We start from the raw sequence: 22,963 nt of genomic DNA, 5'->3' as shown, positions 1-22,963 counted from the left end.
GAAACAGAAGACATCTAAAATCTACTGCTATTCTTCAGATGCAGTTACTTTTATTGTTGAAGTCACTGTATCATTAATAGCACGAATAGAAATTTGACGGGCTTGATATTCTTCTTTCACTAATAGATTTACTTCAATCACTCCATTCTTTCCCTTATCACCATAAGCAGCCAATGCAGTCTTATCTTTTAATACAGATATACTCCTAATACGATCAGGAGAAATATTCGCTAAAGGATCATCACCAGTAGCCTCTTTGCCATCAATTATAACCAAAGGTTTACCTCCATCAGCAGAACGAAACGTAGCTCCCCAACTCTTTGCCCCACTATTTAATGCATCCAACCTTGTTTTATTAATGCCTTCGATTTCAATCTTTCTCGGCGCAAACTTTTTTTCCGAATATAGTTTTATATCCATCACTCCATCCTTAGCCTTTTCTCCATAAATCTTAATAGCTTTTTCAGGACCTATGACAGACACACTTTCAATACGTTCAGGATTCAAAGCATTTACTACTTCACGATCAGACTCCTTCCCATTAATAATAACCAAAGGTTTTCCTTCGCCGGAAATTCCTTGTACCAAAATAGCCACCTTCTCTTTCCCGGATGTTAAGACAGAATCTTTTTTTTCTGTACGATACCCTACCACTACTACCTTATTCTTGGTAGTATCAATAGGCTCCTTAACAACATTTTCTTCACTCTTTTTTTCCACAATTGCTGCCAAATCATTAACTTTGACTGCAGAAATCTCTTCCACTTTTTCAGAGATTTCAGGACGGGCAAAAGCAGTTACTGCAATAGCTGCCAACGGAAGTACATACAAGTACTTCAACCGTGCCCACGGATTCGATTTTTCTTTTAACATCATAGTGATACGTTTTTTAAGTTTACTGTGATTAAAGCTGTTGACCATAGAGTAGAGCCTTGTGCCAACGGCTTTTTTTATTAATAATAGTTGATATTCTTTCGCGTTTACACCCTCATTAATGACGGTCTCGTCCGCTTCATACTCATGAATGTTCTGCAACTCTTGTTTCAACAACCATGCACCAGGATTGAACCATTGAAAAAAGATGCAAATATCCGCCACCAATAAATCTACTGAATGGCGATGGTGAATATGAGCCATTTCATGAATAAGGATTTCCCTCCCGTTTTCCTCCAAGTCTTTCCGGCTGATGACAATATACTTCATCCAACTGAACGGAGCTATCTCCTGATTATGCACCACAAGTGTAACCCCTTTCTCCAACTTCTCATGTTTGCCGGAATGTACCAACCGAAAGAGACAAATCAAAGAATAGATATTGCGACAGGCAAGAAACAGAATACCCGCCCAATAGACCAGCAGAACAATCTGTACCCAAGATATGGCCGACGTCTCCTGCACTGCACCGACATTGGCAGGAGTAGTCTCCAACTCTGCCATCAATAGCAATTGTTCAATGGAAAGCACAGCCTGCTGCACTTCAACCTGATGCCGGGTAGTTACTTCGATACAAGGAATGAGTAATGAAAAGAACAACACTCCCAATAAAGCCATACGATTGAAACGATGAAAGGTTTCCTTGCTAAGTAATAACCGGAAAAACAGGTAAAACAGAACAAGACAAACAGATGATTTTAATATATAAATGAAGAAAACTCCCATAGCATAGATTTTCGTTTAATAGATTAGTGTTTTTTGTCAGCCTGTTCCACTTCCTCGATGAGCTGTTTCAATTCATCCAAGGAAATATCTTCCTCCTTAACCAAAGAAGAAACGGCATTCAGGTAAGAATTATTAAAATACTTACTAATCACATTCCGCAGCGTTCCTTTACGAAAATCTTCTTCACTAACTACGGGATAATATTGATAGGTATTTCCGAAAGTATAATGAGCTAGAAAACCTTTTTCTTCCAACCCACGCACAATCGTAGATAATGTATTGAAATGTGGCTTGGGATCTTCATAGAAAGCCAACATTTCCTTCACGAACAAGGGACCTTTTTCCCAGAAAAAGCCCATGATTTCTTCTTCTTTTGCTGTTAATCCTTTCATATCTGCAACTTTGTTTGCCGCAAATAACGAAAAGTTTTAGTTCATAAACTAATTTATCTAGTTAAAGTAAACTAAAAGATATAGTTAAGACGAATAATCTACTATTAAACACCTGTGAAACAGATTTATTACATCTCTTTTAGCTCCACAGTTTATTGACAATAAAGTTGCCGATATAAAATAAGTCGCCCATAAAAACAATACTGAATACCAGAAAAGTGAAACAAGTACTCCACCGGGCTCCTCCATCCTCTTCGCCGCGTTTGATACGGAGCAGGGAACTATGCAAACAATCACCTGCTATGAACAGCACAAACAAACTCGGTATCAAGTCACCCCACGATACCAACCACAGATTATCCCCCTTCCCCAACAGGAATGTCAATGCTACGGCCAATAAGAAGACAGAAGCATATTGCAAGTCTTTTCTTTTTGAATTCATAGTGGTAATGTTTAAAGTCCTTTTCACAAAGATATTGAATCTCACCCAATAATCCTTATCAAATCTATATAAAAATCGGTCAGGCTTTGTTGAATCTAAGTTTATTGTTACTTTTGCAAGTACGAATTAAAACCAAAACCGATTATAAAAGCAGATGAAAAAGATCAGCATCACTTTATTACTCTGCCTTCTCTGTCTGACCGGAATGGCACAAGGACAAAAGGCACTCGATTTAAAAGATATCACCTCCGGACGTTTCCGCCCGGAAAATATCCAGGGAGTAATCCCCATGCCTGATGGCGAACACTACACGCAGATGAACGCCGACGGCACGCAGATCATTAAATACTCTTTCAAAACAGGCGAGAAAGTAGAAGTGATTTTCGATGTAAGCACTACACGCGAATGTGACTTCAAGAACTTCGACAGTTACCAGTTCTCGCCCGACGGTCAGAAATTGCTGATTGCTACTAAAACGACACCTATATATAGGCATTCATACACAGCTGTACATTACATTTACCCTTTGAAACGAAATGATAAGGGCGTTACGACAAACAACATTATTGAACGGCTGTCTGACGGTGGACCTCAACAGGTCCCCGTCTTTTCTCCAGACGGTACAATGATTGCTTTTGTCCGCAACAATAACATATTTCTTGTTAAGCTGCTTTATGGCAACAGTGAAAGCCAAATTACGGAGGATGGCAAACAGAACTCTGTAATCAACGGCATCCCCGACTGGGTGTATGAAGAAGAGTTCGGTTTCGACCGTGCTTTGGAATTCAGCGCTGATAATACACTGATCGCTTTCATCCGCTTCGATGAGTCAGAAGTTCCCTCCTACTCTTTTCCGGTATTTGCCGGACAGGCACCCCGTATTGATGCCTTAAAAGATTATCCGGGTGAATATACCTACAAGTATCCGAAAGCCGGATACCCGAATTCGAAAGTAGAAGTACGCACGTATGACATCAAGTCACACGTCACCCGTACGATGAAACTCCCGCTGGATGCAGATGGATACATTCCACGCATCCGTTTCACAAAGGATGCCAACAAATTGGCTATCATGACATTAAACCGTCATCAAGACCGTTTCGACCTCTACTTTGCCGATCCTCGCTCAACACTTTGCAAACTAATGCTCCGTGATGAATCTCCTTATTACATAAAGGAGAATATTTTCGATAACATCCAGTTCTATCCCGAATATTTCAGCATGCTTAGCGAACGTGACGGTTACAGTCATCTCTATTGGTATAGCATGGGAGGTAACTTGATTAAAAAGGTTACTAACGGTAAGTTCGAAGTGAAAGATTTTCTGGGATATGATGAAGAAGATGGTTCTTTCTATTATACCAGCAACGAAGAGAGTCCTCTGCGCAAGGCTGTCTATAAAATAGATAAGAAAGGCAAAAAGACCAAATTGTCTCAACAGGCAGGAACCAATACGCCTCTCTTCAGCAAATCGATGAAGTATTATATGAACAAGTTCTCCAGCTTGGATACTCCTATGTTGGTTACCTTGAACGATAATTCAGGCAAAACGCTCAAAACGCTTATTACAAATGATGCGTTGAAGCAAACATTGTCCGGATATGCAGTACCACAAAAAGAGTTCTTTACTTTCCAGACTACAGATGGCGTGAAGTTGAATGGCTGGATGATGAAACCGGTTAATTTCTCCGCATCCAAAAAATATCCGGTACTGATGTATCAATATAGTGGCCCGGGTTCCCAACAGGTATTAGATACTTGGGGAATCAGCTGGGAGACATACATGGCAAGCCTCGGTTATATCGTGGTATGTGTAGATGGTCGTGGCACTGGAGGCCGTGGAGAAGCTTTTGAGAAATGTACCTATTTAAAAATTGGCGTCAAAGAAGCCAAAGACCAGGTGGAAACAGCGCTTTACCTAGGCAAACAAACGTATGTGGACAAAGACCGCATCGGTATCTGGGGTTGGAGTTATGGCGGATACATGACTCTTATGAGCATGAGCGAAGGAACTCCCGTATTCAAAGCCGGAGTAGCAGTAGCCGCACCGACCGACTGGCGTTTCTATGATACGATTTACACCGAACGTTTCATGCGCACTCCCAAAGAAAATGCGGAAGGATATAAGGAATCATCAGCCTTCACCCGTGCCGACAAACTTCATGGCAACTTGTTGCTGGTACATGGTATGGCAGATGACAATGTTCACTTCCAGAACTGTGCAGAATATGCCGAACAGTTAGTTCAGCTTGGAAAACAATTTGATATGCAAGTGTACACGAACCGTAATCATGGAATATATGGTGGCAACACCCGCCAACACTTGTACACACGGTTGACCAACTTCTTCTTGAACAACTTATAATGACGGATAGAGTACGTAAGCCCGAATGGCTGAAAATTAATATCGGTGCCAACGAACGATACACCGAAACAAAGCGAATTGTCGACTCCCACTGCTTGCACACGATATGCAGCAGTGGGCGTTGCCCTAATATGGGGGAATGTTGGGGAAAAGGAACAGCCACCTTCATGATTGGCGGTGACATCTGCACGCGTAGCTGTAAATTTTGCAACACACAGACAGGACGTCCCCATCCGTTAGATGCAAACGAGCCTACCCATGTAGCAGAATCCATCGCACTGATGAAATTGGATCATACCGTCATCACCTCTGTAGACCGGGATGATTTACCTGATTTGGGTGCAGAGCATTGGGCACGTACCATCCGGGAGATAAAACGGTTGAATCCACAGACAACCATTGAAGTACTGATTCCGGATTTTCAAGGCAGAATGGAGTTGGTAGATTTAGTAATTGACGCCCGGCCCGACATCATATCACACAATATGGAAACTGTGCGCCGCATTAGTCCACTAGTCCGCAGTGCAGCAAATTATGATACAAGCTTACAGGTTATCAGACATATTTCCGAAAAGGGAGTCAAATCTAAAAGCGGCATAATGGTCGGACTGGGTGAAACTCCGGAGGAAGTCGAAACATTGATGGACGATCTGCTAGCAACCGGTTGCCAGATTCTTACCATAGGGCAATACCTGCAACCGAGTCATCGGCATTATCCCGTTGTGGCATACATCACTCCGCTGCAATTCATGAAATATAAAACAGTTGGTTTAGAGAAAGGATTCAACATCGTAGAGAGTGCTCCCCTTGTTCGTTCCTCCTACCATGCAGAGAAACATATTCGTTAGCAAACAAAACACATACACTATTTGTTTTATAGATAGAACCGACAAATAAACATAAATATAGAGATGGATCATAAAGGAATACTTTCTTCCGCATTTAACATGTCGCTGGGTTTTATCCCCGTTATTATTTCCATTTTATTGTGTGAACTTATAACGCAAGACACGGCTATTTACATCGGTACAGGTATAGGTATTATAGGAATATACCTTTCTTATCGACGTAAAGGATTGTTAATTCCTAATTTTATCCTCTATATAGCGACCGGAGTGCTGGCACTATTATCCGTAGCAGCTCTCATTCCTGGTGATTATGTTCCCCCCGGTGCGCTCCCGCTTACTCTGGAAGTCAGTATTCTCATTCCAATGCTAAGTCTTTATATGCATAAGAAAAGGTTTATCAACCACTTCTTAAAACAGATAGGTTCTTGCAACAAACGTTTATATGCTCAGGGAGCAGAAGCCGCCGTTGTATCTGCTCGCATTGCCTTGATTTTCGGAATACTGCATTTTATTATAATCAGCATCACCGTCATTTTCCAAAACCCACTAAGTAAGACAAGTCTGTTTGTACTCTATAAAGTGTTACCTCCTACTGTCTTTCTTATGAGCATCCTGTTCAACCAGATCGCTATCCGTTTCTTCAATCACCTAATGTCTCACACAGAATATGTTCCTATTGTGAATACCAAAGGAGACGTGATCGGGAAAACCCCTGCGATAGAAGCTGTTAATTATAAGAACGCATACATCAATCCGGTGATAAGAATTGCCATATCCACTCATGGAATGCTGTTCCTTTGCGACAGACCGTCAACAGCCATTTTGGACAAAGGAAAAGTGGACATTCCCATGGAATGTTATCTCCGATATGGAGAATCTTTAGAGGCGGGTGCCACCCGTTTGATTAACAATGCTTTCCCGCACGAAAAAGATATCAAGCCAGAGTTCAATATCGTTTATCACTTTGAGAATGAAGTAACCAATCGTCTTATCTACTTATTCATCGTTGATATCAAGGATGATTCCATCCTTTGTACCCCTCGCTTTAAGAACAGTAAGCTATGGAGCTTCAAACAGATAGAGGAAAACTTGGGAAAAGGCTTCTTCAGTAGCTGTTTCGAAGATGAATATGAACACCTAAAAGACGTTATTTATATAAGAGAAAAATACAGGGAATCTTAGACAATTCAGGCACATGTCCCTTCCAGTCCTTCACAGTACGCGTCTGTATATACTCTCCTTCACATGTAATATCGGCAGCAATACAAAGCTTTGTTTGAGGACGACAGTTTAACAAAATATCTTCTATCATCTTATGATTCCGGTAAGGCGTCTCAATGAAAAGTTGTGTCTGATTTTCAGCATACACACGCTGCTCCAATGTTTTCAGTTTCTTGGCACGTTCCCCCGGTTCAATCGGCAGATAACCATGAAACGCAAAGCTCTGCCCGTTAAAGCCCGAAGCCATCACGGAAAGAATAATTGAAGAGGGTCCAACCAAAGGAACTACCTTCAGTTTTTTACGTTGTGCGATGGCAACCACATCCGCTCCCGGATCAGCTACCGCCGGACAACCGGCTTCGGAGATAACTCCCATTGAAGCTCCGCCTACCAAAGGTTGCAGATAACCGGAAATATCTTCAGGTGAAGTATGTTTGTTCAACGGATAAAATGTCAACGCATCAATATCAATCTCCCGGTCCACCTTTTTCAGGAAACGACGGGCAGAACGAACATCTTCGACTATAAAATACCGGATACCGGAAATAATTTCCTTATTATAAGAAGGCAACACCTTTTCAATAGGTGTATCGCCTAAAGTCACGGGCAACAAATAAAGGGCAGTTTCCACTTATTAAATTGAGAATTGAAAATTAAAAATTGAGAAATAAGAAAGAGAAACGATTCAGGAAGCCAGGTAGTTAGATTCACTTAACATTTCGTGGTAATCAGTAAATTCCAGAAGATCTTTCAGCTTCATATCCTTATGCTTTTTCATGTAAGAAGCAATGATTCTTGCTCCCATCCATGTACCTATCAATGCCGGAGCTTGAGCACCCAACATATCAACAGCAGGAGCAGGCTTCATATAATAGCGGATCACCATCGGGTCACGAGCATGCAGATGATCGTTGGTACAGATATAATTCCATATCTCCTTTTCATTATCCTTGCACCAGTCGCTTTCCTCCTTAGAATACCCCATTGCTTCACCAATATCACTATATCCCAATAAGTTTTGCACTACGTAATTGATCTTCCCCGTATGCATCATCAAGTCAATCAAACAAGTACCCTCATGATAGTTCATTCCATAACGGCTCAAAAGATAAAAAGCAAAACAATCCGGCACAATCCGTTCCGGACGCATCGAGCGACATTGATAATCGTAATAGAAACGCTTATAAAGAGGATAATCTTCCCCCATATATTTATCAAGACTGATTCCCAATAAAGAATCCACTAAAATAATAGATTCGTTGAAAGCGGATACTTGCGAATAGATAAACGGCACTTTCGTATCAGGCACTTCCTTTTTCAGTTTCCGAAATCCTTTGCTAAGTCCTTTTTCCACTTCATCCAGATTAGGATATTTTGCTTCTACATCGCTAAGCAAACGAACCAAAGTCGTATCCGAATAGAATTTTTGCAGACGTTGCGAGATGGTATCATCTTTCACTGTACCGATAGACAATACATCCTCAATCAGGATTTTCGTCGGCATACGGTAGTCCATCGTCAACTTCTGCATAGCAGAAAAACTGTTGGAGCGAACATATTCGCTCAACAGCTTATCATATCTCAGAACAGAAATCTCTTCTTCCTTCTGCTCCGTACCCTTTCCTGTGCTTATCCCGCAGGAGGCGAAAAGCATACTCATTAAAATAATAAGAAGAGAGATCCGTAGTTTCATATTTTTTTATCCGTAAATGATGTTACCATTTTCGTCCATATACTCATCGAGTCCTTTCTCGTAAGTAGCCATGGCACGAAGACTCATACCTACACTGGAGAATCCACCGTCATGGAATAAGTTCTGCATAGTTACCTTACGGGTAAGATCGGAGAACATCACGATGCAATAATCGGCACATTCGTCAGCCGTAGCATTTCCGAGAGGAGACATACGGTTGGAGAAATCAAACAGTTTATCCATACCCTTCACGCCCGAACCGGCAGTAGTAAATGTAGGAGACTGCGAGATAGTATTCACACGTACGCTATGTTCGCGTCCGTAGATGTAACCAAAGCTACGTGCAATAGATTCCAGCAATGCCTTTGCATCTGCCATATCATTGTAGCCGTAGAAAGTACGCTGCGCGGCCACGTAGCTCAAAGCAACGATAGAACCGTAATCAGCAATAGCGTTCAATTTCTTGGCCGACTGAATCATTTTATGGAATGAAACAGCTGAAATATCCAATGTCTTATCCAACATTCCATAGTCAAGGTCATCGTAAGTACGTTTTTTGCGCACGTTGGGAGACATACCGATAGAGTGGAGTACAAAATCAATTTGTCCACCCAGTATATCCATGGAGGTCTTGAATACATTTTGCAAATCTTCTACACTGGTGGCATCTGCCGGAATAACCTGGCAATTTAATTTCTGGGCCAAAGCGTCGACTTCTCCCATACGGATAGCCATCGGAGTATTTGATAATGTAATAGTTGCACCTTCTTCTACGGCACGCTCTGCTACTTTCCAGGCAATAGACTGATCGTTCAAAGCACCGAAGATAATACCTCTTTTTCCTTTCAACAAGTTATAACTCATATCTTTTAATAGTTAAATTTTGTGCAAAGATAGGAACTTTCTGCATAAAAACACGAGAAGTGTGCAAATAATAGACAGAAATGACAAAAAATACACGTATTCTATCAATTAGTCCACATCCTCTTGGGGTTTGCCACCTATCTTTGCAATCGATAATTAAGAGGTTTTTTCATAATATTTATTTAAGGTTAGAATTAGGTTAACATGAATTTGTCTTATTCCTCTCCTGCAGGCTGCCTGCGACAGATCGCCTGCGGAAGGACATAAGAATTATGAAATCGCCCTCATTAATCATCACCCAATTACCAAGAAAAACAATAGATGTATAACCCTATAGAAATAAGTTACTAAATGAACACATTGACAAAAAGACTCTTCTGGATGGCCCTATGCTGTTTACCGTTTATCTCATCAGGATGTAAACAAAGCGAGACTACCGTAAAAGAAAGCTCCATCAGTGACGCTCTTTACCAGAATTTACCTTTTGAAATGCCGAAAGTACAGCAACCGGTTTTCCCTGCTTACGAAGTAAACATTGAGAAATTCGGAGCCAAAGGAGACGGTCTGTTCCTGAATACCAAAGCTATCAACGATGCTATTAAAGACGTGAATCAACGCGGAGGGGGTAAAGTGATTATCCCGGAAGGTGTCTGGTTGACTGGTCCGATCGAGCTGTTGAGCAATGTAAATCTATATACGGAACAAAATGCGCTGGTACTTTTTACCGGTGATTTTGAAGCATATCCTATCATTGCCACTTCTTTCGAAGGACTCGAGACTCGTCGTTGCCAATCACCGATTTCAGCACGCAATGCAGAAAATATAGCTATCACCGGACATGGTACATTTGACGGAAACGGTGACTGCTGGCGTCCGGTAAAAAAAGGAAAGCTGACTGCTTCACAATGGAAAAAGCTGGTAAACTCGGGAGGTGTTCTCGACGAGAAACAAGAGATATGGTATCCCACTGCCGGCTCACTGAGAGGTGCAATGGCTTGCAAAGACTTCAATGTCCCCGAAGGTATCAACACAGATGAAGAATGGGCTGAAATCCGTCCATGGTTACGTCCGGTGTTGTTAAGCATCGTCAAAAGCAAGAAGGTGCTGTTGGAAGGAGTTACTTTCAAAAACTCACCAAGCTGGTGTCTGCACCCATTGTCTTGCGAAGATTTCACAGTAAATAATATCATGGTCATCAACCCCTGGTATTCTCAAAACGGTGATGCTATCGACTTGGAATCTTGTAAAAACGCTCTAATTATCAATAGTGTGTTTGATGCGGGAGATGATGCCATCTGTATCAAATCCGGTAAAGACGAAGATGGACGCCGTCGTGGAGAACCTTGCCAGAACGTTATCGTGAAAAACAATACAGTATTGCACGGACATGGCGGATTCGTGGTAGGTAGTGAAATGTCCGGCGGTGTGAAGAATATCTATGTAGAGGACTGCACATTTATGGGTACAGATGTAGGTTTACGTTTCAAGAGTACCCGCGGACGTGGCGGTGTGGTAGAAAACATCTACATTAACAATATCAATATGATTAATATTCCGAATGAACCCTTATTGTTCGACTTGTTCTACGGTGGAAAAGGTGCCGGTGAAGAATCGGAAGAAGATCTGTTGAGCCGTATGAAAACTGCCATTCCTCCGGTGACAGAAGAAACACCAGCTTTCCGCAATATTCATATTTCCAATATTGTTTGCAGAGGTTCGGGACGTGCCATGTTCTTCAACGGACTGCCGGAAATGCCCATCAGCAATATTACCGTTAAAAACGTTGTGATGACGGAAGCTGCGGATGGAGTTGTTATCAGTCAGGTAGACGGAGTTACTTTGGAAAATATTTATGTAGAATCTTCTAAAGGTAACAATATATTAAACGTTAAGAATGCCAAGAATCTGACTATAGACGGAAAGGTATATGAGGAATTAGGTGCAAAAGAGGAGATTTTAAGTCTCAAATAAAAACTCATTGCCATTCTGTGATGCAAAATAGAAACCACAATATCATTATATAGAGTAAAAAGCTCAAATAGCAGACTATAATCTCCTCAAAAGAGACACAGTCTGCTATTTTTTCTGCTATTTTTGCAAGGAGAAATACGACGTATAATTTCAGCCTTAGAAACATGAAGAAGAATCTTTTTATTATTACTTTCTTTTTAGGAGCTTTCAGCCTGTCTGCCCAAACGCAGAAACAGGAGAAAACCATCACAGTTGAAGTACAAAACAACTGGAATCAGCCCAAAGCGGATGCTCCGGTTGTTATCAATCTACATGAGTTGCACGCTGGTTTCAAAGTAAAATCAGCCGTTGTCATGGAAGGAAGGAAGGAAATTCCTTCGCAGTTGGACGATTTGAACCGGGACCGCAAGATGGACGAACTGGTCTTTGTTGCCGATCTTCCTGCCCATGGTAGAAAAACATTTCAGGTTACACTTTCTTCGGAAAAGAGTACAAAGACTTATCCTGAACGAGTTTATGCCGATATGTTTATTGTAGACAACAAGAAAGGTAAACATCAACGGGTACAGGCTATCACCGTTCCCGGCACTAGCAATATATACAGCATGGTACGTCCTCACGGTCCGGTTTTGGAATCGGAACTGGTAGGATACCGTCTTTATTTCAATGAAAAACAGACACCGGATATTTACGGCAAGTTCAACAAAGGACTGGAAATCAAAGAATCGCAGTTCTATCCGACGGATGAGCAGTTAGCTAAAGGATTCGGAGATGACGTACTTCGCGTGTTCGACAGTTGCGGACCGGGTGCATTGAAAGGTTGGGACGGACAAAAGGCAACCCATATTACTCCAGTGGACACTCGTACAGAACGTATCGTCTCTTATGGACCGGTACGTGTAATTGCAGAAATAGAAGTAACCGGATGGAAATATCAGGACCAGGAACTGAATATGATGACACGCTACACGCTTTATGCCGGACATCGCGATCTTCATATCGAAGCATTCTTTGACGAACCGCTCGATAAAGAAATTTTCTGCACAGGTGTGCAAGACATCGTAGGTACTTCCAAATCTTTCTCCGATCATAAAGGACTCGTAGGAAGTTGGGGAACGGACTGGCCGGTAAACGATACCGTAAAATATGCTAAAGAAACTGTAGGGCTGGGCACTTGTATTCCCCAACGTTATGTAAAATCGGAAGAAAAGGATAAAGCCAACTTCCTTTATACAATTACCGCCCCGGGAAATAAATATTTCCAGTATCACACGACTTTCACCTCGATGAAAGAGACATTCGGATATAAAACGCCGGAAGCATGGTTTGCTCATCTCCGCGAATGGAAAGAAGAGCTGGCTCATCCGGTGACAGTGAGAATAAAAGATAACCGCCCCAATAAATAGGGTAGAAACAAATACAACTAAACAAAAATTACGAGGTATCTACCAATTTTTCTATGACTCTGCACAAATATTCCTCCTTGTGCAGAGTCTTTTTATTTACCTTTGCCATCAGATAAAACCAACGAATCATATCTATAAATAATCTATCTATAACATGAAACGATTGACACAGACTTTAGCCTTTTGCTTATTAACGGTTTTCACCGCAGTAGCACAGAAGAACTATGTATCTGAAGTATGGGTTTCCGACCTCGGAAACGGTAAATACAAAAATCCGGTGCTTTATGCCGACTATTCCGATCCGGATGCTTGCCGTGTAGGAGATGATTTCTATATGACTTCATCCAGTTTCAACTGTTTGCCGGGATTGCAAATCCTTCATTCTAAAGATTTAGTCAACTGGACAATCATCGGTGCCGCAGTTCCCAATGCCCTCTCCCCTATCGAAACTCCGGAACGGCCGGAACACGGCAATCGTGTATGGGCTCCGGCTATTCGTCATCACAACGGTGAGTTTTACATCTTTTGGGGAGATCCCGATCAGGGAGCTTTTATGGTGAAAGCCAAAGATCCGAAAGGTCCGTGGAGCGAACCGGTCTTGGTGAAAGCGGGAAAAGGTATCATTGACACTTGCCCGTTCTGGGATGAAGACGGAAAAGTATATATGGTACACGCATACGCAGGAAGTCGTGCCGGACTGAAAAGTGTAATCACTATCTGCGAACTGAATGCAGAAGCAACAAAAGCGATCACTCCTTCCCGTATAATTTTCGACGGTCACGAAGCACATCAGACTTGCGAAGGTCCTAAAATGTACAAGAGAAACGACTATTATTATATCTTCCATCCGGCCGGCGGTGTGCCGACAGGCTGGCAGGTCGTATTACGTTCTAAAAACATCTACGGTCCTTACGAATGGAAAACAGTACTTGCGCAAGGTAACTCTCCTGTCAACGGTCCTCACCAAGGTGCATGGGTAGATACTCCTACCGGAGAAGACTGGTTCCTCCACTTTCAAGATGTCGGTGCTTACGGACGCATTATGCATCTCCAACCGATGAAATGGGTGAACGACTGGCCTATTATCGGTATTGATAAAGACGGTGACGGCTGCGGAGAACCTGTTTTGACTTACAAGAAGCCAAATGTCGGTAAAACATATCCTATCTGCACTCCACAAGAAAGTGACGAATTTGATGGGTATACACTTTCTCCGCAGTGGCAATGGCATGCTAACATTAATGAAAAATGGGCGTATTATGCAGGTGACAAAAGCTATGTCAGATTATACTCTTATCCGGTAGTAGAAGATTATAAGAACCTGTGGGATGTAGCCAACCTCTTATTACAAAAAACTCCTTCTGATAATTTTACCGCAACAATGAAACTGACGTTCAGCCCTAACCAAAAGAATAAAGGCGAACGCACTGGACTTGTCGTTATGGGCAGGGATTATGCCGGACTTGTTCTAGAAAATACAGACAAAGGTTTGGTTCTGTCGCAAGTTGAATGTGACAGAGCAGATAAAGGCAAACCAGAAGAAGTGAAAGCCGCTGTTGATCTTTCGCAAAACACGGTTTATCTGAAAGTGCGTTTCAGTTGTGACGGAAAGAAAATCAAGGGTAGTGAAGGCGGACATGACCTCATTGTGATGTGTAATTTCAGCTATAGCCTCGACGGAAAGAAATATGAATCATTAGGTGTTCCTTTCCAGGCAAGAGAAGGACAATGGATTGGTGCCAAAGTCGGTATGTTCTGTACGCGTCCGGCTATTAAAACGAATGACGGCGGTTGGGCAGACGTTGACTGGTTCCGTATTACGAAGAAGTAATCAAAGTATATATAAGGATGAAAAAAGATTGTCCCACAACTTTCAAGCAGTAGCGGGACAATCTTTTTTATCTTCTTTAAACTTACATACAAGCCCAGCCAAATTTACGAACAAGCTCTGCAAGCAGACTACGGTCTTTTATTGGCAAATTAATGACCACATTCTCGCGCTTCTCTCCAGATAAAACATATCCCTCAGCCGGCAATTTATCTTCCAACAATACACTTTCCTTTAATAACGTTTTCTGGTATTCACCCGATTGAAACACAACATCGTAATACTCATGTTCATTTTCAGGCTGTAGATAGAGTAAACGCAAATCGGCTTTACCTGCTAAGAAGGATTCAAGTCTACGTGTAGAGATACGTATTCCCGTATAGCGATAAACCGTCTCATCATCATATAAAAGACAAAGATACAGTGTATCAAAGGCATCTCTTGCCACAAAAAGCTGAGGCACATCACAGAAATCCAGAATTTTGTCTATCCTTAACACATCTTCCATTCCCATAATCAGACTATTTTAGCTTGTAAAACATTAAAATCCTTTGTTCTCCACCAAGAATAATGTGCTATATCAAATGTTTTCTTTAACACTCCATCTTTTGGTTCCAATATGACTAAAGCAATATTTGCCTTCTTGAACTTAGGAAGCTTTAATCTTTTCTCCGCTTCTTCCCTCTCTGAAAATAGAGAGACTGCCCTTGTCACACATTCATCTATTCCTAATCCTTTAAAGACCTTATCCGGCTGCATTTTTCTTTGCGAAAAGAAATCTTCTGTTGTAACAGGATTACCATTTGCAATTCTATAATAACAGCCTTCGCACCGCTTCGCATCCGTTGGGGGACATTGTTCAGGCAATGCCTCAAACCATTCTGCATTCATTATTCTTTAGTTTTTCGCAAAGTTAAGCCAATCTGGTAGAATAACAAATATATTTCCGGCTTTGTTGTTCATTCGATATTCTCTAAACTATTGCCTCATTCTTCCCAATCTCATTTTTTTAGTATACCTTTGCAGAATAAAAGATTTAAATATAGAATTAACTATAAACATAAGCCTTAATGAAAAAACTAATAATATTCGATTTGGACGGTACATTATTAAATACTATCGCAGACCTCGCCCATAGCACTAATTATGCTTTGAATAAATTAGGATACCCCACACACGATGTAGAAAAGTATAACTTCATGGTAGGAAATGGTATCAACAAACTCTTTGAACGTGCATTACCCGAAGGAGAAAAGACAGAAGAGAATGTGCTCCGGGTAAGAAAAGAGTTTATTCCTTATTATGATATTCACAATGCAGACGATAGTCGTCCTTACCCGGGTATTTCAGCGTTATTGTCTTATCTGCAATCCGCAGGCATTCAGATTGCCGTAGCCTCCAACAAATATCAGGCCGCTACCGAGAAACTGGTTGCCCACTACTTTCCGGAAATTCATTTCACTGCCGTTTTCGGCCAACGGGAAGGAGTAAATGTCAAACCTGATCCAACAATCGTTTTTGATATATTAAAACTTGCCGATGTACGAAAAGAAGATGTTCTTTATGTAGGTGATTCCGGTGTAGACATGCAAACAGCAGCCAATGCCGGTGTAACCGCTTGCGGAGTGACATGGGGATTCCGACCACGCACGGAACTAGAAGAATTTAATCCGGCATATATGACAGATGTGGCCGAAAAAATAAAAAAAATGGTCTTTTAACGATGATATCCTTACAAGAATAATTATGATTCGGCAAGTAAAACTTCAATAGTCTCAATAAGTTCTCTTGCCGGAGCTTTTATCGTACTGATTTCATCCTCCGATATTGAATAAATGCAATTATAATCCCCTTTTTGCCGTAATTGTTCCATACGCGCCAAAAAACTTCCCAAACGTGCACTAATTTTGCCTGTTTTTATAAAATTCAAGCCAAAGCAAGCTATCAACCCATCATGGGTTTTACATGATAATCCATTTTGTATTAATAAAGCCTGAACAGCATGAAAACAGGCATAATAATATCTATTGGAAGCAATATCCCAATACTTCAGATCAAACATCTCATCTGCTTGTTTCAAAAATACTTTAGCTTTCTCCAACTGTAATATCACCAAAGAATTACGTTCTTCATCTGTCAATTTCATACTAATTCAATTCCTTCCTGCTCTACATTTTTATAAAATGGTGTAATACAACTTGCAGCCCATTCTTTCATCGTATACATAATCGGATTAATTCGCGCTCCCAAGTCCCATCCCAACATAGTTAAGGGAAAGCTTACCTTATCATAATCTTCAGGCTCCAATTTTTCTTTATCTAAGATAATCAAAATATCCCAATCAGAATCAATCCGTGCATCCCCACGAGCTTGAGAACCAAACAACAAAGCCTTGCCACCTTTTGGTAAATGCTCTGTCAATGCCTGCTTAATAGACTCTAATATTTTATTTGTATGACTTTTCATATTCGTCTCCCCTTACTCTTCTACAAATATACAATAAATATCAATACAACAATATGACTTACAAAAAAATCGCTCTTGCTAATTATTCATACTTGGTTCTTATCCATGACTAATATGAATAAAGAATAAAGTCTAATATTACATATTTTCCGTACAAATTTCAATATCACTTTCCTTACAATGCATTTTCTTTGCAACAGGTAAAGAAAGGCTCACCTTTGTGTGCCTAAATCTAAGAACAATAGTAATCTAATTTATTATAAAATGAAAAAGCATCTTATACTATTTTTTGCAGGAGTAATATTGAGTTACGGGAACATAAAAGCACAGACAGTTCCCGATAAAAAAGAAATTCTGAAAGTAACTCTTCATGTGAACGACTATTTCATGAAGAAATATGCCGACTATCGCACTCCTTCCTTTGTGAAAAAAGTAGTTCGCCCCAGTAATATCTGGACACGAAGCGTATATTACGAAGGCTTAATGGCACTCTACTCCATCTATCCCGCAGACGAATATTATCTCTATGCCAAAGAATGGGCGGATTACCACCAATGGGGCTTCCACCGTGGGACAACCACCCGTAATGCAGATAATTACTGCGCCAGCCAAATCTATCTCGATTTATACAACATTTGCCCCGATCCTGAAAAAATACGGAAAACGAAAGCCAATATGGATATGCTGGTCAATACTCCACAAATAAACGACTGGTGGTGGATAGATGCTATCCAGATGGGGATGCCTATATTTGCCAAAATGGGGAAACTTACAGGCGAACAGAAGTACTTCGACAAAATGTGGGATATGTACGAATATACCCGTAATAAACACGGAGAGAACGGAATGTTCAATGTCAAAGAAGGTTTGTGGTGGAGAGACCATAATTTCGATCCTCCATACAAAGAGCCTAATGGCGAAAACTGTTATTGGAGCCGTGGTAACGGATGGGTATACGCAGCTTTGGTGCGGGTAATGAACGAAATTCCATCTGATGAAAAACATCGCCAAGATTACATCAATGATTTTATGGCTATGAGCAAAGCACTGAAACAATGCCAGCGTGAAGATGGCTTTTGGAATGTCAGCCTCCACGATCCGTCAAACTTCGGAGGCAAAGAGACTTCCGGCACAGCTCTTTTCGTATATGGTATGGCTTGGGGCGTACGCAACGGTCTATTGGATAAAAAGACCTATCTGCCTGTAATCATAAAAGCATGGAATGCTATGGTGAAGGATGCAGTTCACCCGAATGGTTTTCTTGGTTATGTACAGGGAACCGGCAAAGAACCGAAAGACAGTCAACCTGTCACATACGACAAAGTTCCTGATTTTGAGGATTTCGGAACAGGATGTTTCCTTCTTGCCGGAAGTGAAATCTATAAATTAGACCTCAATATGTAACTGATAAACATACTTATCTTGAATCCGGTCTATCCTTCACAAACCGGATTCAAGGTAAGTATATACTACGTTTTACTTCTCTCCCCTTTCTGGTAAGCCGAAGGAGATACTCCAAACTGCGCTTTAAAACATTTACTGAAATAAAGAGGATCGTTAATACCCACTTTATAAGAAACTTCCGCAACAGTCAGATCCCTTTCGGTCAAAAACAGTTCGGCAGCCTTCTTCATTCGTACGACACGCAAATACTCATTCGGTGAGTATCCTGTCACTCCGCGTAATTTCTTATAAAACACAGTTCGTCCCATCCCCATCATCTGCGCAAATTCATCAATAGAAATGTTGTATTGAGAATAAATCTTTTCCACCACAGCCACCAACTGATCTGCAAACTCCTTATCCCGGTCCGTGTTACATAAAGCAGGACGCACTACCCCCGGTTCACTGGAAAACTTCTTCCGTAACTTTTCGCATTGCTCTATCAGCCGGAACACCTGCGCAAGCAAAAGCTTAAAACTAAATGGCTTTGCAACATAAACATCCGCTCCCGCTTCAAGTCCTTCCAGGTGCTTATCCGGTGAAGTCAAGGCAGTCAGCAGAATAATAGGAATATGACTTGTCGCAAATTCAGTTTTCAGTTTCTTTGTCACTTCGAAACCGGTCATCCCAGGCATCAATACATCGCAGATAATCAAGTCTGCGTCATAGTTGCATGCCTTTTCAAATCCGGATATTCCATCCGCAGCCACTTCTACTTCAAAATAAGCACTAAGCTCCTCCTGCAGGAACCCACGAATATCATTATCGTCTTCGATGACTAATATTTTATGTTTTCTTGATGTGGTGACTGTCTTTTCATGTTCCTGACATTCCTCTGAAAGCTCCTGCAAATGGTGAGTCTGCATATTCGCTTCTTCCAACAGGAGATTGCCGGGAACCAGGAAGTCTTTTTCCGAATAAACAGTTTTATCAGTCGGAATACATACCGTAAATACGGAACCTCCCCCTTCATTATCTTTATATTCAATCGTTCCCTTATGCACCTGCACCAATTCATGGCTCAAATGCAACCCTACTCCAATGCTATCTCCGGAGAAACTACTTTGCATGAAACGTTTAAACAATTCTCCCTGCTTTTCTTTAGGAATACCTACTCCGGTATCCGCTACCTGAATGTATAAACACTTCTTCACCTCATCCACATTCACAGAAAACAGAATTGTCCCACCCGAAGGAGTATACTTAAAAGCATTTGAAAGTAAGTTATACACCACCTTATCCAAATTACCTTTATCAATAAACATTTTATAGGATGGCACAGACGGCAAAAAGCGGAAATCCATATTCTTCTGTTCTGCTACGTCACTGAAACTTAAATATATTTCGTACAGGAAAGCAACTACATCAGTTTCCTGCAGAGAAAGAGCCAACTTGTTGTTCTGCATTTTTCTGAACTCCAGCAACTGATTAATCAGCCTCAACATACGTTGTGTACTTTTATCCATGACTTTCAACGGATGCAATAAGGCTTGTGGAATATCATCCATCCGGTACATTTTCTCCAATGCTCCTTGGATCAATGTAAGCGGAGTACGGAATTCATGAGAGATATTTGTGAAAAATACCAGTTTATACTCTGTCAGTTGTTTTTCAACATTGATGCGGTTGCGCAACCTATTGAAATTAAAAATGATACGATATGTAAAGTACAAAGCTATTAACATCAGGATGAAATATCCAAGCATAGCCCAATTTGTTTTCCAAAACGGAGGCACGATAACAATCTTCAAAGTTGTTTCGGTATCATTCCAAATACCGGCACCATCACAATATTTCACATGGAAAATGTAACTGCCCGGCTCCAGATATTTATAAGTGGCAAAACTTAACGAAGACGGAACATTCCATCCCTTGTCATAGTTTTCCAGCCAATACATATACTTGATTTGACCATTATCCGAATAATCGAGAGTAGAAAAATCAAGCATAAAAGAATTCTGGAAATATTTCAATGTAATCTTATCCGAATAGGCTAAAGATTCTTGCAAAGGAGAACCCGGCATATTAGGCTTCACCTGAATTCCATTAACGGACAATCCTGTGATAACAATAGGAGAAAGCAATCTCTCTGTTGGAATCTTCTTCGGGTCAATAATCGTCAATCCGTAGTTTGTTCCAAAAATCAGTTTACCGTCTGCCCCCATACACGCACTGTTCTCGCTATACACATTTCCTAATGTATAAGATGAGAAGAAATAATTCTCGAAAGAATGGCTGTTGGGATTGAACCTTGAAATTCCATATTCCGTAGCAATCCATAATTGTCCCGAATGATCTTCCAAAATAGATTGCACCATATTATTAACCAGTCCTTCCGCTATTCCATAATGTGTATATTTCAAAGACTGACAGTTGTCTGACAGTTCGCATAGATTCAGCCCGGCACCCGAAGTTCCTACCCACATGCGCCCTTTGCTATCACGAAACAGGCAACGAATCTCATTGCTGCAAAAATTGCCATCGGTGTAGCTGAACAAATGATAGTTATCTTCATTAGCGATCAATGAGTCAGGGTGGAAAATGCAGATACCTTCACTTGTGCCCATCCATATCATCCCTTTCTCATCTTCTGCCATTACTCTGACTATCCGTAAGCCATACTTCTTTCCTTGAAAGAAACGACGGAACTTGTATTGTCCTTTTTCCGTTGATTCTGCCAGATCCAGTCCTCCTCCAAATGTTCCCACCCACATACGATCTTTCTTATCGCGAAGAATGGAATAAATATTAGAATGAGATAAGGCAAAAGGATTAGACGGATCCGTTTTATACCACGTATCTCCTATTTTTAGTCCGTCTCCCCGGGTTCCTATCCATATATTCTCCCGACTATCTTCTGAAATCGCATAAATATTATAGGGCAAATAATGATTATCTATCTTAGTTTTCAGATGAGAATCATAATTATACAATCCACCTCTTCGCGTTCCTACCCATATATCTCCATTCGACATTTTAGTCAGTAACCGGATTGTATTCGAACGGTCAAAAACATCCGGTGATTCTGGATAGACATGTGTAATGCCTTTATTTGAAATGGAAATATGAGACAAACCGGAATATTCGGAGCTTACCCATATTCCTCCTGTCCTGTCTTTCATCAAACATAACAAGAAATCTGACCCTATAGGTCCTGCATTCTTCCCTTCGGAAACAAAGTGTTCCAACCGGTCCTCCTGAATATCGTAGGTGAAAAGTCCGTTTCCATAAGTTGAAATCCACACAATCCCCCGGTCATCACGCACCACATGATAGCGTTCATAATCTATATATTTCATCTTCTCTTCAGGGATCAGTTGAAAATTCTTTATTTCTCCGCTCTTCGAGTTTATATAATAAATTCGTCCAGTGTTATTGTAAGCCCAACAATCTCCATAATTGTCATGAATCACTTTTCCATTATTTATTTTCAATTCCCGGCAAGGAGTTATTTGAAAATTCTGAAAATCAAATTCATATACTCCTTCGCTGGAAGTAAATATAACCCATTTATCTTTTATCAATGAATGTGTACTGACAGATGTATTACCGGCAATAGCAGACAGCGACGCTAAACAGTCTATTTTTTTCGATCCATTTACACAGCGATACACATCTCCACTCTTTGTCAGAAAATACATATCCTCTCCATGAGGGAAAGAAGAAGAAAAATTCAATTTCCTATCGATAAATTCAACTTTCCCTTTATAAACAAACGCAAGTCCCTGCATGGTACCAATCCAGATCCTGCCACTAGAATCTTCATTTATAAATTTAATCCGGTCATCGGGCAGGTTTCCAAATTTCGTTCTAAACTTCACAGAGGTCATAGTCCGATCATCCTCACAAACAATTTGACGCACACCATTCCTTCTATGCCAAAGCCACACATCTCCATTAGAGGACATAAATATTTCTGAATAGTTCTCTCCATCACTTCCGGTACCGGTAAAATCTACAAAACAAGCTTTCTGTAGATCATAACAGCTGAATAATTCCGGCACAGTCTTTATCCACAAAAAACCATTCTTATCCTCTGCCACATGTTTTATTCTGTTATCTGCTAAAGAAATCCGATCGTGTTTCCCGCTTTCCAACTGATAAGTAAGAAAAGTATTTCCATCATAACGGGTCAATCCGTCTAAAGTACCCAACCATAAGAATCCTTTACTGTCCTGAAACATGCATCGTACAGAATTACTAGGTAGCCCATCACTGGTTCTCATTTGTTTGGAACTAAGTTCAATATCAGCATACAAATCCGATAAAGAAAAACTTAACAAAACGAAGAGGCATAATAATTTATATTTCATATAGTGGTTGGGGTTATTTTGATTGCTGGTTACAAAGATACATCTTTTGCAC

At 40.8% G+C, this 22,963-nt stretch carries 19 protein-coding genes; 8 read left to right on the top strand and 11 right to left on the bottom strand.

Annotation, left to right across the window (positions count from 1 at the left end; genetic code table 11):
* Positions 1–27: 27 nt before the first annotated feature.
* The 3 genes from HMPREF9010_RS04625 to HMPREF9010_RS04635 all read right to left on the bottom strand — a co-directional run bounded on the left by HMPREF9010_RS04625 (position 28) and on the right by HMPREF9010_RS04635 (position 2,493).
* Positions 28–1,659 carry a M56 family metallopeptidase gene (locus HMPREF9010_RS04625; protein WP_008650838.1) on the bottom strand — a complete coding sequence of 544 codons (1,632 nt, stop codon included), beginning with the start codon at positions 1,657–1,659 and terminating at the stop codon, positions 28–30.
* Between the two features lie 23 nt (positions 1,660–1,682).
* Positions 1,683–2,051, bottom strand: a complete 369-nt coding sequence (locus tag HMPREF9010_RS04630; protein ID WP_004301694.1) for a BlaI/MecI/CopY family transcriptional regulator — start codon at positions 2,049–2,051, stop codon at positions 1,683–1,685.
* 139 nt (positions 2,052–2,190) lie between these two features.
* Positions 2,191–2,493 (bottom strand): hypothetical protein, encoded by a 303-nt coding sequence (locus HMPREF9010_RS04635; RefSeq protein ID WP_008775454.1) that lies wholly within the window; start codon positions 2,491–2,493, stop codon positions 2,191–2,193.
* Positions 2,494–2,647: 154 nt separating this feature from the next.
* Here HMPREF9010_RS04635 and HMPREF9010_RS04640 point away from each other — a divergent pair, with 154 nt between their 5' ends.
* The 3 genes from HMPREF9010_RS04640 (at position 2,648) to HMPREF9010_RS04650 (ending at position 6,888) form a co-directional block, all read left to right on the top strand.
* A complete protein-coding gene (locus HMPREF9010_RS04640) occupies positions 2,648–4,858 on the top strand; it encodes a S9 family peptidase (protein ID WP_008650836.1) in 2,211 nt (736 codons plus the stop codon).
* Positions 4,858–5,706 carry a lipoyl synthase gene (gene lipA / locus HMPREF9010_RS04645; protein ID WP_008650835.1) on the top strand — a complete coding sequence of 283 codons (849 nt, stop codon included), beginning with the start codon at positions 4,858–4,860 and terminating at the stop codon, positions 5,704–5,706. The genes HMPREF9010_RS04640 and lipA overlap by 1 nt, the downstream gene beginning before the upstream one ends.
* A 63-nt stretch (positions 5,707–5,769) precedes the next feature.
* Positions 5,770–6,888 carry a hypothetical protein gene (locus tag HMPREF9010_RS04650; protein ID WP_008650834.1) on the top strand — a complete coding sequence of 373 codons (1,119 nt, stop codon included), beginning with the start codon at positions 5,770–5,772 and terminating at the stop codon, positions 6,886–6,888.
* Here the strand turns inward: HMPREF9010_RS04650 and HMPREF9010_RS04655 are convergent.
* From HMPREF9010_RS04655 to HMPREF9010_RS04665, 3 genes are read right to left on the bottom strand one after another with little or no spacing between them, the layout of a single operon-like run.
* On the bottom strand, positions 6,854–7,558 hold the full coding sequence (locus tag HMPREF9010_RS04655; RefSeq protein WP_004304520.1) for an SAM-dependent methyltransferase: 705 nt from the start codon (positions 7,556–7,558) through the stop codon (positions 6,854–6,856). The two genes, HMPREF9010_RS04650 and HMPREF9010_RS04655, sit on opposite strands and share 35 nt — an antisense overlap.
* 54 nt (positions 7,559–7,612) lie before the next feature.
* Positions 7,613–8,620, bottom strand: a complete 1,008-nt coding sequence (locus HMPREF9010_RS04660) for a hypothetical protein (RefSeq protein ID WP_008650833.1) — start codon at positions 8,618–8,620, stop codon at positions 7,613–7,615.
* Between the two features lie 6 nt (positions 8,621–8,626).
* On the bottom strand, positions 8,627–9,484 hold the full coding sequence (locus HMPREF9010_RS04665; RefSeq protein WP_004301687.1) for an enoyl-ACP reductase: 858 nt from the start codon (positions 9,482–9,484) through the stop codon (positions 8,627–8,629).
* A gap of 351 nt (positions 9,485–9,835) precedes the next feature.
* Between HMPREF9010_RS04665 and HMPREF9010_RS04670 the strand changes: the two genes are divergently transcribed.
* The 3 genes from HMPREF9010_RS04670 (at position 9,836) to HMPREF9010_RS04680 (ending at position 14,692) form a co-directional block, all read left to right on the top strand.
* Positions 9,836–11,455 carry a glycoside hydrolase family 28 protein gene (locus HMPREF9010_RS04670; RefSeq protein WP_008650832.1) on the top strand — a complete coding sequence of 540 codons (1,620 nt, stop codon included), beginning with the start codon at positions 9,836–9,838 and terminating at the stop codon, positions 11,453–11,455.
* Positions 11,456–11,619: 164 nt separating this feature from the next.
* On the top strand, positions 11,620–12,861 hold the full coding sequence (locus tag HMPREF9010_RS04675) for a DUF4861 domain-containing protein (RefSeq protein ID WP_004301684.1): 1,242 nt from the start codon (positions 11,620–11,622) through the stop codon (positions 12,859–12,861).
* 154 nt (positions 12,862–13,015) lie between these two features.
* Positions 13,016–14,692 carry a glycoside hydrolase 43 family protein gene (locus tag HMPREF9010_RS04680; protein ID WP_004301683.1) on the top strand — a complete coding sequence of 559 codons (1,677 nt, stop codon included), beginning with the start codon at positions 13,016–13,018 and terminating at the stop codon, positions 14,690–14,692.
* Between the two features lie 82 nt (positions 14,693–14,774).
* On the opposite strand, the gene HMPREF9010_RS04685 is transcribed toward HMPREF9010_RS04680, so the two are convergent.
* Positions 14,775–15,203 carry a DUF6575 domain-containing protein gene (locus tag HMPREF9010_RS04685; RefSeq protein WP_004301681.1) on the bottom strand — a complete coding sequence of 143 codons (429 nt, stop codon included), beginning with the start codon at positions 15,201–15,203 and terminating at the stop codon, positions 14,775–14,777.
* A 2-nt stretch (positions 15,204–15,205) separates the two neighbouring features.
* A complete protein-coding gene (locus HMPREF9010_RS04690) occupies positions 15,206–15,580 on the bottom strand; it encodes a hypothetical protein (protein ID WP_004301677.1) in 375 nt (124 codons plus the stop codon).
* A gap of 179 nt (positions 15,581–15,759) precedes the next feature.
* Between HMPREF9010_RS04690 and HMPREF9010_RS04695 the strand changes: the two genes are divergently transcribed.
* Positions 15,760–16,410 (top strand): HAD family hydrolase, encoded by a 651-nt coding sequence (locus HMPREF9010_RS04695; RefSeq protein WP_004301675.1) that lies wholly within the window; start codon positions 15,760–15,762, stop codon positions 16,408–16,410.
* Positions 16,411–16,433: 23 nt separating this feature from the next.
* Here HMPREF9010_RS04695 and HMPREF9010_RS04700 read toward each other — a convergent pair whose 3' ends face one another.
* Together HMPREF9010_RS04700 and HMPREF9010_RS04705 are read right to left on the bottom strand one after the other, a co-directional pair.
* A complete protein-coding gene (locus tag HMPREF9010_RS04700; RefSeq protein WP_004301673.1) occupies positions 16,434–16,835 on the bottom strand; it encodes a HEPN domain-containing protein in 402 nt (133 codons plus the stop codon).
* Positions 16,832–17,155: a nucleotidyltransferase domain-containing protein gene (locus HMPREF9010_RS04705; RefSeq protein WP_004301671.1), complete on the bottom strand. Its 324-nt coding sequence runs from the start codon at positions 17,153–17,155 to the stop codon at positions 16,832–16,834. Before HMPREF9010_RS04705 ends, HMPREF9010_RS04700 begins: the two co-directional genes overlap by 4 nt.
* Positions 17,156–17,419: 264 nt before the next feature.
* Here HMPREF9010_RS04705 and HMPREF9010_RS04710 point away from each other — a divergent pair, with 264 nt between their 5' ends.
* Complete coding sequence (locus HMPREF9010_RS04710) at positions 17,420–18,559, top strand: glycoside hydrolase family 88 protein (RefSeq protein ID WP_004320924.1); 1,140 nt, start codon at positions 17,420–17,422, stop codon at positions 18,557–18,559.
* 65 nt (positions 18,560–18,624) lie between these two features.
* Here HMPREF9010_RS04710 and HMPREF9010_RS04715 read toward each other — a convergent pair whose 3' ends face one another.
* Complete coding sequence (locus HMPREF9010_RS04715; protein ID WP_008650826.1) at positions 18,625–22,911, bottom strand: two-component regulator propeller domain-containing protein; 4,287 nt, start codon at positions 22,909–22,911, stop codon at positions 18,625–18,627.
* Positions 22,912–22,963: the final 52 nt, after the last annotated feature.

It is taken from the genome of Bacteroides sp. 3_1_23, assembly GCF_000162555.1.
Taxonomy (GTDB): domain Bacteria; phylum Bacteroidota; class Bacteroidia; order Bacteroidales; family Bacteroidaceae; genus Bacteroides; species Bacteroides ovatus.
Note: the sequence above shows the minus strand (reverse complement) of the source record. Positions and strands in the feature narration are given on the sequence as shown.

Bases quoted from the DNA above. Each gene is read 5' to 3' on its own strand.
- HMPREF9010_RS04625 (WP_008650838.1), bottom strand. From the start codon at position 1,659: ATGGGAGTTTTCTTCATTTATATATTAAAATCATCTGTTTGTCTTGTT.
- HMPREF9010_RS04630 (WP_004301694.1), bottom strand. From the start codon at position 2,051: ATGAAAGGATTAACAGCAAAAGAAGAAGAAATCATGGGCTTTTTCTGG.
- HMPREF9010_RS04635 (WP_008775454.1), bottom strand. From the start codon at position 2,493: ATGAATTCAAAAAGAAAAGACTTGCAATATGCTTCTGTCTTCTTATTG.
- HMPREF9010_RS04640 (WP_008650836.1), top strand. From the start codon at position 2,648: ATGAAAAAGATCAGCATCACTTTATTACTCTGCCTTCTCTGTCTGACC.
- lipA (WP_008650835.1), top strand. From the start codon at position 4,858: ATGACGGATAGAGTACGTAAGCCCGAATGGCTGAAAATTAATATCGGT.
- HMPREF9010_RS04650 (WP_008650834.1), top strand. From the start codon at position 5,770: ATGGATCATAAAGGAATACTTTCTTCCGCATTTAACATGTCGCTGGGT.
- HMPREF9010_RS04660 (WP_008650833.1), bottom strand. From the start codon at position 8,620: ATGAAACTACGGATCTCTCTTCTTATTATTTTAATGAGTATGCTTTTC.
- HMPREF9010_RS04665 (WP_004301687.1), bottom strand. From the start codon at position 9,484: ATGAGTTATAACTTGTTGAAAGGAAAAAGAGGTATTATCTTCGGTGCT.
- HMPREF9010_RS04670 (WP_008650832.1), top strand. From the start codon at position 9,836: ATGAACACATTGACAAAAAGACTCTTCTGGATGGCCCTATGCTGTTTA.
- HMPREF9010_RS04675 (WP_004301684.1), top strand. From the start codon at position 11,620: ATGAAGAAGAATCTTTTTATTATTACTTTCTTTTTAGGAGCTTTCAGC.
- HMPREF9010_RS04680 (WP_004301683.1), top strand. From the start codon at position 13,016: ATGAAACGATTGACACAGACTTTAGCCTTTTGCTTATTAACGGTTTTC.
- HMPREF9010_RS04685 (WP_004301681.1), bottom strand. From the start codon at position 15,203: ATGGGAATGGAAGATGTGTTAAGGATAGACAAAATTCTGGATTTCTGT.
- HMPREF9010_RS04690 (WP_004301677.1), bottom strand. From the start codon at position 15,580: ATGAATGCAGAATGGTTTGAGGCATTGCCTGAACAATGTCCCCCAACG.
- HMPREF9010_RS04695 (WP_004301675.1), top strand. From the start codon at position 15,760: ATGAAAAAACTAATAATATTCGATTTGGACGGTACATTATTAAATACT.
- HMPREF9010_RS04700 (WP_004301673.1), bottom strand. From the start codon at position 16,835: ATGAAATTGACAGATGAAGAACGTAATTCTTTGGTGATATTACAGTTG.
- HMPREF9010_RS04705 (WP_004301671.1), bottom strand. From the start codon at position 17,155: ATGAAAAGTCATACAAATAAAATATTAGAGTCTATTAAGCAGGCATTG.
- HMPREF9010_RS04710 (WP_004320924.1), top strand. From the start codon at position 17,420: ATGAAAAAGCATCTTATACTATTTTTTGCAGGAGTAATATTGAGTTAC.
- HMPREF9010_RS04715 (WP_008650826.1), bottom strand. From the start codon at position 22,911: ATGAAATATAAATTATTATGCCTCTTCGTTTTGTTAAGTTTTTCTTTA.